The 13,527-nt window shown below is 38.6% G+C and carries 12 protein-coding genes and 1 pseudogene; 1 reads left to right on the forward strand and 12 read right to left on the reverse strand.

The window, feature by feature from the left end:
* Positions 1 to 9: 9 nt before the first annotated feature.
* The 12 genes and pseudogenes from QLQ22_RS23425 to QLQ22_RS23480 all read right to left on the reverse strand — a co-directional run bounded on the left by QLQ22_RS23425 (position 10) and on the right by QLQ22_RS23480 (position 12,504).
* Complete coding sequence (locus tag QLQ22_RS23425; protein ID WP_223438519.1) at positions 10 to 912, reverse strand: fumarylacetoacetate hydrolase family protein; 903 nt, start codon at positions 910 to 912, stop codon at positions 10 to 12.
* A 38-nt stretch (positions 913 to 950) separates the two neighbouring features.
* Positions 951 to 1,724 carry an SDR family NAD(P)-dependent oxidoreductase gene (locus QLQ22_RS23430; protein WP_252207609.1) on the reverse strand — a complete coding sequence of 258 codons (774 nt, stop codon included), beginning with the start codon at positions 1,722 to 1,724 and terminating at the stop codon, positions 951 to 953.
* A 22-nt stretch (positions 1,725 to 1,746) separates the two neighbouring features.
* Positions 1,747 to 2,541, reverse strand: a complete 795-nt coding sequence (locus QLQ22_RS23435; protein WP_252207611.1) for an SDR family NAD(P)-dependent oxidoreductase — start codon at positions 2,539 to 2,541, stop codon at positions 1,747 to 1,749.
* Positions 2,542 to 2,562: 21 nt separating this feature from the next.
* A complete protein-coding gene (locus QLQ22_RS23440) occupies positions 2,563 to 3,723 on the reverse strand; it encodes a UxaA family hydrolase (protein ID WP_252207612.1) in 1,161 nt (386 codons plus the stop codon).
* Positions 3,710 to 4,063, reverse strand: coding sequence for a UxaA family hydrolase (locus QLQ22_RS23445; protein WP_252207614.1), 354 nt, complete (start codon positions 4,061 to 4,063; stop codon positions 3,710 to 3,712). The genes QLQ22_RS23440 and QLQ22_RS23445 overlap by 14 nt, the downstream gene beginning before the upstream one ends.
* A 43-nt stretch (positions 4,064 to 4,106) precedes the next feature.
* Positions 4,107 to 5,455 (reverse strand): annotated as a pseudogene (locus tag QLQ22_RS23450) (glycoside hydrolase family 125 protein).
* 139 nt (positions 5,456 to 5,594) lie between these two features.
* Complete coding sequence (locus tag QLQ22_RS23455) at positions 5,595 to 6,887, reverse strand: alpha-L-fucosidase (protein WP_223438526.1); 1,293 nt, start codon at positions 6,885 to 6,887, stop codon at positions 5,595 to 5,597.
* Positions 6,888 to 6,956: 69 nt separating this feature from the next.
* The gene (locus QLQ22_RS23460) at positions 6,957 to 8,015 is read right to left on the reverse strand and encodes a Gfo/Idh/MocA family protein (protein WP_252207618.1); all 1,059 of its coding nucleotides are present in this window, start codon (positions 8,013 to 8,015) and stop codon (positions 6,957 to 6,959) included.
* 23 nt (positions 8,016 to 8,038) lie between these two features.
* Positions 8,039 to 8,896, reverse strand: coding sequence for a sugar phosphate isomerase/epimerase family protein (locus QLQ22_RS23465; RefSeq protein WP_284015672.1), 858 nt, complete (start codon positions 8,894 to 8,896; stop codon positions 8,039 to 8,041).
* 118 nt (positions 8,897 to 9,014) lie between these two features.
* Complete coding sequence (locus QLQ22_RS23470; protein WP_223438532.1) at positions 9,015 to 10,598, reverse strand: type 2 periplasmic-binding domain-containing protein; 1,584 nt, start codon at positions 10,596 to 10,598, stop codon at positions 9,015 to 9,017.
* A gap of 90 nt (positions 10,599 to 10,688) precedes the next feature.
* Positions 10,689 to 11,576: a carbohydrate ABC transporter permease gene (locus QLQ22_RS23475; protein ID WP_223438534.1), complete on the reverse strand. Its 888-nt coding sequence runs from the start codon at positions 11,574 to 11,576 to the stop codon at positions 10,689 to 10,691.
* A 16-nt stretch (positions 11,577 to 11,592) separates the two neighbouring features.
* Positions 11,593 to 12,504, reverse strand: a complete 912-nt coding sequence (locus QLQ22_RS23480) for an ABC transporter permease (protein ID WP_223443723.1) — start codon at positions 12,502 to 12,504, stop codon at positions 11,593 to 11,595.
* Between the two features lie 398 nt (positions 12,505 to 12,902).
* On the opposite strand from QLQ22_RS23480, the gene QLQ22_RS23485 reads away from it, so the two are divergent.
* On the forward strand, positions 12,903 to 13,520 hold the full coding sequence (locus QLQ22_RS23485; RefSeq protein WP_223438536.1) for a YesL family protein: 618 nt from the start codon (positions 12,903 to 12,905) through the stop codon (positions 13,518 to 13,520).
* Positions 13,521 to 13,527 lie beyond the last annotated feature (7 nt).

The raw sequence follows: 13,527 nt of genomic DNA on the forward strand, positions 1-13,527 counted from the left end.
TCCTCCACTTCAAACTAATTGTTCTTCAATAAAAGAATTGGTCAGCGTGCCCAAATGTTCAATATCTGCTGACACTACATCACCTGGTTTTAGATATACTTGCTTATCAGAGGATTTCCCTAATACTACTCCCTCAGGAGTACCCGTCAGAATGATATCTCCTGGGTAAAGAGTCATATGCTGCGAGATATAACTGATAATCTCATCAACATGGAAGATCATATCAGATGTGCTTGAGTTCTGCCTCAGTTCTCCATTAACATAAGTTTTCATCCGCAGATTGTTGGGATCACTAATTTCATCTGCCGTGACTAAATACGGACCTATTGGGCTGAAATCATCGCAGCTTTTTCCTAACAGCCATTGGGGGGTTTTTAATTGAAGGTCTCGCGCTGACAAATCGTTTGCCGTGCAATATCCGAAAACATGGCTTAACGCTTTTTCTTTAGTCACATACTTTGCTGTTTTTCCAATTACTACCCCAAGCTCAACTTCATAATCTAATTGATCAGTAACTTTCGGGATAGCAATTGGCTGTTTATGACCTGTTAACGTATTGCTGAATTTGTTGAATAAGATCGGAACTTCCGGATAAGGAGCATTTGTTTCATCCGCATGCCTTCGATAATTTAAACCTACACAGACAATCTTATTTGGCCGGGTAACACATGGTCCAAAATGCAGTTCATGCTCTTTAATCATATAAGAATAATTATTTGACTCTAAAAGGCTGTTCACAAAATGACTTAACGAAGATAAAGTATCTGTATCGGATGATATAACATCCATTATATTAGTTGGGATGTCTTTGACTGGTTCTTCAGTTAATGCAGCTTCCAAATCAATGACTCCCTCTTCAGTAAGAATGCCTAATGTTTCTTTTCCTTCTTTTATAAATGTGAGAAACTTCAAAAGACAACCTCCTTTTACAAGAATATTCAAATTATTTTTTAAGCATCTTTCCCAAAAACCACTCCGCCATCAATATAAAGGGGGGACCCCATCATAAACTTCGATTCATCTGATGCCAGGTAAAGCGCAGCAAAAGCAACATCCTCAGGCTTGCCTAATTCTCCGCTTAATTGACGTGTTTTTATTTTCTCAATGGCTTCCTCTGGATCAGCATAGGACTCTTTTAAATAAGTTTCTACAAATGGGGTTAAGATTGTACCAGGCAAGAGCGCATTAACACGGATATTATAAGGAGCATAATCAACTTGCATCGACTTCGTCAGGGCTAAAACTGCTCCTTTCGAAGCAGAATAAGATGCTCGATTGCCTAACCCAATTTCTGCTATGCATGATGACATATTTATAATGGACCCCTTTTTTTGATCCATCATATAAGGCAATACAAATTTGCTAGGGAGCATAACCCCATTGATATTTACGCGAATTGTTTGATCCCATTCGTTTAGATTGGTTTCGTGAAGTTTTCCGACACCGCTAATTCCAGCATTATTAAAAAGAACATCGATTCGTTTATATTTATTTATTGCTTCTTCAACCATAGTTTTCACGGAAATGGGATTTGTTACATCAGCTTGTAAAAAAAATGCATCTCCTCCAAATTCAATAATTTCTGATACAGTTTTACCGCCTTTTACTGAATCCAGGTCATTTACAACGACTGACGCACCTTCTCTTGCAAATAATAATGCCGCAGACTTCCCAATGCCAGAACCTGCCCCGGTTATGAGAACTACCTTATCTCTCAATCTCATAATACGCTAAACTCCTTTGCTATTAATGTTCCAGGCGGTCTTCTGGCTGAGCTGCTTTTACTGTTAAACCGCCATCAACCATCAATAAATGGCCATTGATTTGATCGGCTTCATTTGAAGCCAGAAAAACAACGGCATCTCCTATTTGCCTTGCTGTTCCCAAACGCTTCAGTGGATTTGCCTCTGTTTCCTTTTGTCTGATCTCTGGATCAGATAGAAAGTCCGTGCACATATCTGTATCCACAGTGCTTGGGCCGACAGCATTCACATTAATGTTATATCTCCCCAGTTCAATGGCCAGCCCCTTAGTCAACATATGCCCTGCTGCTTTTGAGGCTTGATAATGCGGTATGACAGGGCTTGTTACCATTAAGCTTGCTGTGGATAAAATATTAATGATTTTCCCGCTCCTCTTTGGAATCATTCTCCTGGCTGCTGATTGAGAAGTGAGATAGATTGACTTCACATTTGTATTAAAGGTTCGGTCCCAAGTATCTTCGGAGAGCTGCATAAACGATTCAAAAGGAGCAATTCCGGCATTGTTAACTAGAATATCTATTTCCCCTAGTGATTCTTCAACTAATGCTACCATTTCTTCCACATCGTTTTTCTTGCCTGCATCGGCTTTAATTACAATTGCTTTTCTTCCAATTGCTTCTACTCTTTTTTTCACATCGTTTGCTTGAATGCGTGAACGTTCAGAGTTAAAATTAATGGCGATGTTTGCCCCTTCTTCTGCTAACCTAATAACAATCGCTTCACCTATTCCCCTGCTTCCGCCAGTAACCAAAGCAACCTTATCCAGTAATCTATTCATCTCCTTTAATCCCTCCCTGTCCTACAAACTGATGCCTATACGGCTAATGCTGAATTCTTGATGCCCAAGAATCTCGGCTTTTGTCAAATGACCTGAAGAAACGTTTATGATTTCGTTGAATAATCGCTTTCCAGCTAGATCTAGATTTTCTTTTCCTGTTAATACTGTACTGACATCAACATCAATATTATCTGACATTCTTCTTGCCATCTCTTCATTACCAGAGATTTTTATCACTGGTACAATTGGGTTGCCAGTAGGTGTTCCACGCCCAGTAGTAAAGCAAACTAATTGAATTCCAGCTGCTGCCATACCTGAAACACATTCAATATCATTCCCCGGAGAGTCCATAAAATAAAATCCTTTTCCAGGTATTTCACTTGCATAATCTACTACCCCCTGCAATGGAGCTGACCCTGCTTTGCTTATACACCCTAAGGATTTTTCCTCTATGCTGGACAATCCACCTTCAATATTTCCTGGACTGGGGTTGCCGCCGCGCATATCTACACCCATTCTATTAATTTCTTCTTCAAACCGGGCGATTGATTGATAGAGTTTGTTTTTAACGTCATTGTTCACTGCTTTTTCTGCTAAAATATGTTCAGCTCCTATTATTTCAGTGGTTTCCCCCATCACAATGCTTCCGCCTTCTTGAATAATAAGATCCGATGCTCTTCCAAGTACTGGATTACTGCACAAGCCTGATGTTGCATCAGATCCTCCGCATTTAACTCCTACTATGAGCTCTGATAATGGAATATCCACCAATGGGGTGTTTTTAATCTCATTTATTAACTGATCTGCTATTTCTATTCCTTTATGAATCGTATTTACAGATCCGCCTTCTTCCTGAATATCGATCCAAACAACTGGTTTTCCGGTTTCTGCAATTTCTTTTTGAATTTGTTTCGCATCCATCACTTCGCAGCCAAGGCTGACTAATAGAACAGCTCCAACATTGGGGTTTCTTCCCATGCCTACAAGGACCTTATGTGTTCGATCTTTGTCTTCGCCTACTTGGCTGCAGCCATGCTGATGAGGGATGGCAATTGACCCTGGGATCTGCTGTTGAATTTTTGTTACAACTTGATTTGCACATACTACTGTGGGCATTAGCAGCAAATGATTTCTTATGCCGCTCTTTCCGTTCGGACGACGGTATCCTTTAATGGCTGCCATTGATATTCTCCTTTAATTTTGATTGATCTCCTCTGCCGCGAATGCCTATTAAATTATGTACATGAACATGTTCCCCGTCTTCTATATCAGCTGTTGCCCGTCCAATAACTTCCCCATATTTTATGATTTCTTCACCTTCTATAATTTTCCGCAGGGCAAGTTTATGTCCAAATGGAGCAGCCTGTCTAGCCCTTAAAGTTTGAGGCTGACCGTCTATATCCATACTGAATGTAAGCAATTCATTTTTGTCTGCTCTTTTAAGCAGAGTGATAACGTTATCATTTTTATTCATGACAATACATGATATTTGAGATCCCTTTAATTGATTTACCGAATCCATGAAATAATTCCCCCCTGAGAGCAATGAATTTCCAGTCTCATTTTTATAATTCAAATAGATCAATTGTATTACTTTCTTTATTCTTGATAAAAAGATGTAACGGACTCCCTTTCACCACTTTTCCACAAAGACTAAGAACAAATTCACTGAACATAGAATTGGACCAGGAAAACCATTCTCTCGTGTACTTTTCAGGCATATCTGCATGAAAACCTTCATGCATAAAACCGTATTTCCATCTGTGGAAGTTAGTATCTTAAGAATATTCAACTTTTCTTTATATGAAACAGCAGTCATCCCTTGAATGGACAATGCAATAGGCCAGACATACTGTCCAGGAGTATGAGGACTTCCAATTCCTCTAGCCTTCACCCCTTCATAGTAATAGGGATTTTCCCGACTCAGTATATAGCTGCGCGTTTTTAGATAAGTTTCGTCCCTAAAACCTGTGTAACCAAGATAGGGGATAGATAATAAACTTGGAACATTTGCATCATCCATAAGGTTAAATCGCCCGAGCCCATCTGTTTCATAAGCATAAATAGAATCAAATACTGGATGATTAAAGACAGCATACTTTTCAATCCCTGTGTTAATTTCATCAGCAAGCTGCTCACAGGCTCGCTTCAGCTCCATATCCTTTATTACTTCGTCACATATCTCTGCAGCGTATTTTAATACAACAACTGCAAACATATTTGACGGCACCAAAAATCCGTATAAACAAGCGTCATCACTTGGTCTGAAGCCGCTCCAAGTCATTCCCGTCTTCGCTGTTTTCGATCCCTTTCCATCACGTATTAGTGTGTCATAATAACGGTTGGTCTCTCTTATAAATGAATATGGGGAGTTATTTTCATGATCCTGTTCTGCCGTCCATACATTTAGAATCTTTTTCAATGCTTCAACAAATAAATGATCAAAGTGCTCCACTCTGCCTGTAGACTTCCAAAATAGGTAAGAGAGCTGAATAGGATAGCAGAGGGAATCAATTTCATATTTTCTCTCCCAAATTTCGGGAAGCATTTCTGTTTGATCGGTCTGATGCCCTTTTCCATTTGCAGATTCGTTAAAGGCATTGGCGTAAGGATCTATATTAATGAACTGCAATTGACGTCTAATCACCCCTTCGATCATCTCAGCAATGTTTTCGTCTTCTTCTGCTGCCATTAGATAAGGGCGCACCTGTGCTGCAGAGTCACGAAGCCACATAGCAGGAATATCACCAGTGATTACAAATGTTGTCCCATCCTTCTGAGACTTTAAAGTTGTTTCATACGTATTAACAAAGCATTGTTCAAACATCGTTTGCAGTTTTGCATCCTCAGGAAACGTTTCTTTAACAAGTGCAATTAACCTGTTTAGTGATGCTGGAATGACTTTATTTTTCATAAATGATTCCCCCCTTGCATCCTAGTGTGATAATTTCATAGGGTCATATCTTTTCCTCAGCAATGGTTTGAAACATAAACCATTGCTAGTCCCAATGTGAATGGGAAATAATATGAGCCTTCTGTGGTTTCAAGTCCTCTTATTTTAATTTGATCTCAATGACTGGAACTAAAACATCGGGTTTAATAACCGGGATTTCAAGAACCACTTCTCCATCTTCAACTACCGGTACGTTATGGTGGTGTATATCAGACTCCATATATTCATAGAATTTCACTTCGGAATGATCATGTAAAAATTGAACATATTCTATTTTTCCTGCCAGTTCGCTTAGATGGATTGTCCTGAATGGCCAAGAAAAAATATGAAGATAAATAGTTTGATCTTTTTGGGTTAATCGGCAATCTGGAGGAGAAGGAAACTCACTTTCCCCTGCACCATATATGGATGACTCATGATACTTCATCCATTCTGAAATTCTTTCCATAATTTCCATCGATTTTAAATCCCATTCTCCTCTGGCGGTTGGACCTATATTCAATAAAAGATTTCCATTTTTAGATACAGTATCGATCAGCATTTTTATGACCATTTCTGGCGACTTCCAATGAAGTTCATCCCGGTCATATCCCCAGCTTCCATTCAAGGTTTGACAGGCTTCCCACACGATATCTAAGCCGTCTTTTTTTATGGACCGTTTAGGCTGATATTGCTCGGGTGTATAAACACCCCGATTCAGATCCAGCCGATTATTTAAAATGATATGCGGCTGCAGTTTAAGAATTAATGCTTCAAGCTCCTCAGCCTTCCAATCTTTTGCCCCTTTGCCTTTGGACCAGTCCCAGTCCCTGTCCGGATAGGAAAAATCAAACCATAGATAATCGATTTTCCCATAAGACGTTAACAATTCATGAACTTGTTGATGCAGATATTGCACATACTGGTCAAACTCTCTTTTTTTAGCCTTTTCTTCTTCGTTTTCACGAAGTGAATGCAAGCCATCAATCGTAAACTCAGGATGATGCCAGTCGATGAGGGAATGATAGAACCCTATTTTTATTCCTTCCGCTCTGAACGCATCTGCAAACTCTCTTACAATATCTTTTCCATAGGGTGAATTTGTAACTTTATAGTCCGTTGCGTCTGAGTCCCACATGGCAAATCCTTCATGGTGTTTTGTTGTGAGAACAGCATATTTCATGCCTGCCTTTTTTGCATTTACAGCCCATTCCCTCGCGTTAAAAAGGTCGGGATTAAATCGATCCATGTATTTTTTGTATTGCTCTGGGTGAATTTTCTCTTTCGTCATCACCCATTCATGTCTTGCAGGCAATGCATACAATCCCCAATGAATAAACAGACCAAATCGGTCCTCTATAAACCACTGAAAATCTCCGTAATGATCTGGCCAGTCATATACGCGTTCCGTCATAAACTCCACTCCTTCTTATTCCAAATACAATGCCCGCAGGCGGGATGTCATCTCTCATAAAGCAGATTGTTAAAAGGTTACCTCTATGCCTTTTTCACTGGATTCATAGATTCCGCAAAGAATCTTCATTATCTCTACTCCATCCTGTACAGGACTAATCGGCTCTTTATTTTCAAGCACGCATTCAACAAAATGATCGATTTCTGAATGAAAAGCTTCTGTAAAGTTAAAGGTTGCATGATTGATTTGAGGCGTAATATTAAGGATCGTATTGTTTTTCTCAGATATGATTTCTAAGGAAGGTTCTATTTCTGCTCCACCTTTATCCCCATAAATTTTTATTGTTGTCTCATCTTTTTTAGCATGCAGGGTGAAGCTTGCATCTACAAAAAGAGTAGCCCCATTTTCAAAGCGAATAAGAGCATTTGCCATATCTTCTACATTATTTTTTGTCGCGTCATAATCTGCAGCTTTATAAAAAGAGAGATTCTTAACATTTGAACGATTCCCTAATAAATCATAAGTGTTGCCTGAAATAGATTTGACCTTTGGGCGGCCCATTAAATACCAGCATAAATCTATTACGTGGACACCAATATCTATTAGTGGACCACCGCCGGAACGCTCCTTATCAGAAAACCATCCTCCCGGGTTTCCCAAACGGCGAATACTTGAAGCTTTTGCATAATAAATCTCGCCGAGTTCTCCAGCATCAATAAACGTTTTTAAAATTTGGGTATTGCTTGCAAACCTCCTTACAAATCCGACTTGAAGAATTTTCCCGCTTTTTTTGACTGCATCTTCAATTTCAAGAGCTTTTTCAACACTTGTGGTTAATGGTTTTTCAACTAAAACATGTTTTCCGGCATTCAGCGCTGCAATGGCAATTTCAGCATGTGTATTATTCCATGTGCATATACTGACAGCTTGTATTTCTCTGTCTTCTAATAGTTTTGTATAGTCCGTATAGTATTTTTCTGCATTGTATTTTTCTGCTGTTGTTTTTGCTCTTTCTTCGTTTAGATCGCACACAGCGTAAAGTTCTGCACACTCATGCATTGAAAAACTGCCTAAATGCATTTCTGCAATTGAACCAGCACCAATAACCCCTATTTTAAGTTTCCTCATTGATAACCCCTCCGATTTAAAATCTACTTCCATAACCTTTTAATATTGTTCAAACCAATTTCAATGGCCTTGAGGCAATCTTCCATGCCTTCAAATTCAAGTGAAATATACCCGTCATACCCAAAAGATTTGAGAACTTGAATAATTCCTGAAATATCCAAATCACCTTGTCCTGCAATTGCACCTCTTAAAAAGTTTCCAGCAGTTGTCTGGAAGAATCCTTCCCCGGGGAATTGAGTATGCGGACGGATATAAAAATCTTTAAAATGAACCATTGATGCTAAAGGAATAGTCCGTTTTACTGCAGATAATGGATCTTCATCGACACATAGAAAATTACCAATATCCAGAGTTGTTCTAAAGTTTTTTCTATCAACCGAGTGGACAATCTGTCTAATCCGGTCTGCATGCTGAACATGAAAACCATGATTTTCGATGCTGGTAATAATTCCATATTGTGCAGCATAGTCAGCAATTTCTCTGCAAGCCTTGATTATAATCGGCAAATCTTTCATAAACTGTTCAATAGAAGTATTTTCTTTTTCTCTTGATGCAATATCATGGCGCATTCGCTTTACTCCAAGAGCATGTGCTATGTCAACCTGCATTTTCAGCTGTTCTAATTCTTGATTAAATTGAGCTTCATCTTTGTCAATGAAATTGGCGCCTACCGCATAATTAGAGATCTCAATCTCTGCTTCTTTTGCTTTTTCTACAATATCGTTAATCAATGGGCTATTATCACTTAGCGTAAAACCAATTGGGACGATTTCGATATGTTCTCCGCCATGTTCTTTAAGCCAATCAATCGCCTCTAAAATGCTCATATTTCCTGATCGAAGTGCGGAATAAAAACTGTAAGAACTTACACCTAGTTTCATAGATATCCTCCATAGTATGATTGGGAAATGAGAAACAATTGAAATCAAGTATTTTTTATGTAAACCAAATAATAGTAAGGCTTCATCCCCTTAATGAATGGGAATGAAGCCAGACCTTTTATTTCTCTTCTTTATACCGGTCGTATGCTTTCTGATAGATTTTAACCAATTTATCCACGCCCATTTTATCAATGGTTTTGATGTATTCGCCCCACTTCGAAATTGGCTCTTGACCTGTGATAAACTTAGCTTCCATTTGCTCTACATAAGCTTCAAGATCAGCATTGATAGCAGCAACTTCTTTTAGCTCCTCAGGAGTTAGAAAAACCTGCGGCATTGCTACTTGTCCAACTGGTTTGATTTTATTTTTTGTTTCAGCCACAACAAATGGATCATATTCATTTCCTTCGTATACAATTGGAGAATCTAAATGAGCCCATGTAGGAACATTTATCCCATAGTTTGGTGTTAAAGTTCCTTTGTAATCTTCAATCGATGTTCCATCTTCACGAGGTATTTGTCTTCTTAGATTCTTATCCTTATCTGCCCACTCCCATATATCTCCTTCATCCAGAATGCTCAGGAACTCGTTTCCTTCCTTGGAATAAGAATAGTCCACCCAGCGCATAGAAGCTTCAGGGTTTTTATTAACATTCGTAATGGCAAACTGTCCGACACTTTGTCCGGGGCTAATGGCAATAACAGGTTTATCAGCACCCTTACCGGTAACAGGCTGCATCATAGGGTTTGTTGTACCATTTGGCATACCAAGAAAATCTCCAGGCGCCCAGTTTGCAAACAATCCGACGCGATTAGCTTTTCCTTTTGCCCCCTTTTGGTCCCAAGACTGAGAGAATACTTCATTATCCAGTAACTCTTCTTTATAAAGCTTATTCATAAATTCCAGGTAATTCTTAAACCCTGGCTGAGCTGCTCCATACTTCACTTCGCCGTCATAGGTGCCTACTCCAATTGACACAACACCAAAGAATCCCATAAACCATTGATTAATATCCCACATCTCAGCTGCAGTTAGCGGAATTTCATCTTGTTTTCCATTTCCATTAGGATCTTCTGTTTTAATTCGTACTAATAAGTCGTACAATTCCTCACTTGTTTTAGGCAGTTCTTTCACATTTAAAGCTTTTAAAAATGAGCCATTATACCACATAGGATGAATATTCCACTGCAAGGTTCTATCTACAGTCGGCAGAGCATAAATGTGACCATCCAGGGCAGTTATACTTTTCTTTACGTCCGGATACTCTTTAAACATCGCTTGTATATTTGGAGCATACTTTTCAATTAAGTCATCTAATGGAACTAACAATTTCTGTTCGCTGTATTTTATAATTTCACTGTTCGTCAAGGAAGCGCCATAAAATATATCAGGAAGTTCATTACTGGCAAATAAGAGATTCTTTTGTGTTTCAAAACTATCATTGGGAGGCGTATCAAACTCAAAATGAATATTTGTTTTCTTCTCCATCATTTTAAAATATTTCATATCTTCCCACTTCGCTCGGCCAACATTGGGGCCAAACATAGATAATGTAACTTTCTCATCAACAATCGGAAAACCTTCGCTGTTAATCTCTGCACTTTTGCCTTTTTCAGAACTTGCTTCCTGATTGTTTGAACATGCAGAGAGCATACCTGCCAATAGAATTGAAATCATTGGTAAAGCTAATCTTTTCTTCACAGTAATCCCCCTCATAATAATTAGATAGTAGTCTTGAACTTACCGCCGCTTTTTCTATCAGCATTCGCTGCCTCCAAAAAAAGCAGGCATTTATCCTTTAACAGAACCAATCATCACACCTTTGACAAAGAAACGCTGCATAAACGGATAGATGATGATAATTGGCAAAGTGGCTACAATGATGACGGCATATTTCACAATATCCGCAATTTCAGCTTTTCGCTGCAAGGCCTCAGCAGTCGCCCCAGACATATCTGCACTCATTTCCTGTAAGACAAGGATTTGCCTTAAGACCAATTGTAAAGGATATAAATCCTGATCTCTTAAGTAAATAAGCGCTCCGAAATAACTATTCCAATGTCCTACTCCGTAAAACAAGGCCATTACAGCAATAATAGGAGCTGATAGTGGAAGAATGATCTTGAGAAACAAATTGAAGTTACTGCATCCATCGATTTTTGCCGCTTCTTCCAATTCATTTGGGATTGACGTTTGGAAAAAAGTGCGGCAAACAATAATATTCCAGACTGAAGCTGCACCAGGAAGGATTAAAGCCCACATAGAATCCATTAACCCAAGACTTTTCACAATAATATAGGTTGGAATCAGGCCTCCGCTGATAAACATAGTGACAAGCATCATTCCCATGATAAAGCCTCGGCCAACAAAATCTTTCCTGGCTAACGCATAGGCAGCAGGGATTGTCACCATCAGATTAACAGCTGTTCCTACTGCTGTGTAGATGATGGTATTTTTATAGCCAAGCCAGATTTGCTCGTTTTGAAAGACACGTTCATATCCTTCAAATGTCAGGTTGATAGGGAGAAGCCACATCTCCCCTGAGTTCACAAATTTCGGATCACTAACAGACGCACTGATAATGTAGATTAGCGGATACACTACGATGATAAGTGCCAGTGATAGGTAGAAGTAGCATAAAAGCTTAAAAAATCTGTCAGCAGCTGTATCTTTAATCATTCCAACACCCCTCTTTTTACCATAAGCTTGTCTCCGATTTTTTCCGGGCAATTTGGTTAACAATTATGAGCAAGGCTGCATTAATGACGGAATTGAATAATCCGACCGCAGCACCGAAGCTATATTGACCTTCTAAAAGACCGACACGATAGACAAAGGTAGATATGATATCAGATGCTTCCATATTCAAAGGATTTTGAAGAAGCAGCACTTTTTCAAACCCTACTGATAATAAGCTTCCTGCATCCAGAATAAACAGAATAACCATTGTTGGAACTAGAGCCGGAATATTGATATTCCAAATCCTCTGCCATCTTGATGCACCATCTACAATGGCTGCTTCGTGCAGCTGCTGGTCAACGCCGGCTAATGCCGCTAAATAAATGATGGTTCCCCAACCAGCGTTTTGCCAAATTCCCGACATTACATAAACGGTCGAAAACCATTTAGGATCTGTCAGAAACGGAATAGGTTCCATCCCCAGCATCTCGATAAGATTATTAATCATTCCTGTTGTTGGAGATAAAAATGTAATAATCATCCCAGACATAATAACAATAGAAATGAAATGAGGTGCGTATGTGACGGTTTGAACTGTTTTCTTAAACATGCCATCACGTATTTCATTCAGCGCAAGCGCTAGAATAATAGGAATGGGAAAGCCTACAATCAGGCTATATACACTGATTTCGATCGTATTTTTAATCAGGTCCCAGAAATAATAGGATTCAAAAAATCTCTTGAAATGTTCAAATCCTACCCAGGGGCTCCCCCAAATACCTTGTACTGGATAATAATCCTTAAATGCGATTTGTATGCCATACATCGGCATGTAGTGAAAAAGGATCAAGTACGTTACTAAAGGAAGTACAAAAAGATACAATTGCCAATTCTCTCTGACATTTTTCTTGGTTTTCTTTCGCTGTATTCTTTTAAACTCCTGATCTTCCTTCTTTTTTCTAAACTTGATAATTTTACTGGCAGGCTTTAAAGTTTCAGCAGATGCACCCTCATTCTTCTTATTAAGAACACCCAAGAATTCCCCTCCCTTTATTTGATATTTTTTCTGTTTTCATTTTTTCACAATTTTGAATACGGGGTAAATATGTCATATATTTTCATTATGTAAGCGCTTAAAAATAGTGGAAATCCAAGTAAATAATCGTTTTTACACATTAACGTTAAATTCTACATATGCCGGTTTCATAAAGACTCTATTTAAAAATCCGCGGTTTATTGTTATCCTTATGATAGATTTTATTTAGAATTTTCAATCTTGTTAACGCTTTCTTAATCAGAAATAATTTCGAACGGTGGTGATAGTTAATGGGGTCTAACACTTTGATTGGAAAATTCTACACTCTGGCAGAATGGATATTAAAGGCTATGTATCTGCATTTGCTGTGGATCATTTTTACTTTAGCAGGAGGAATTGTATTAGGGGTTATGCCTTCATCTACAGCTGTCTTTTCAATCATTAGGAAGTGGCTTCAAGGGGAGACAGATTTGAAAACCTTCCCTTTTTTCCTGTCCGTTTATAAATCAAGCTGGAAAACGACAAATTTAGCAGGCTTAATATTTTTATGTTTAAGCACTGTACTGCTGGTTGATCTGCAGCTGAATGAACTTACTATTAAATCTGCTCTTATCCATTTACCTCTTCTGCTGTTTGGTCTGTTATTAAGCAGCACCATGATCTTATTCTTTCCTGTCTATGTGCACTATGATTTAAAAATCTTTCAGCATATTAAGCAGGCATTTATCCTATCACTGGCACAGCCATTGTGTGTAATGGCCATTTTATTATGGATCGTAACAGCGTATATCCTTTCGCTGTATATCCCTATTATCTTTTTATTCATGGGGATCTCTGTTGTAACTCTTCCAATAATGTGGTTTTCCCTGCATTCCTTTAACAAATTAGAAGCAAAATCAATGAATTAAAAGGGGT

The organism is Metabacillus hrfriensis, assembly GCF_030127205.1.
Classification (GTDB): domain Bacteria; phylum Bacillota; class Bacilli; order Bacillales; family Bacillaceae; genus Bacillus_P; species Bacillus_P dongyingensis.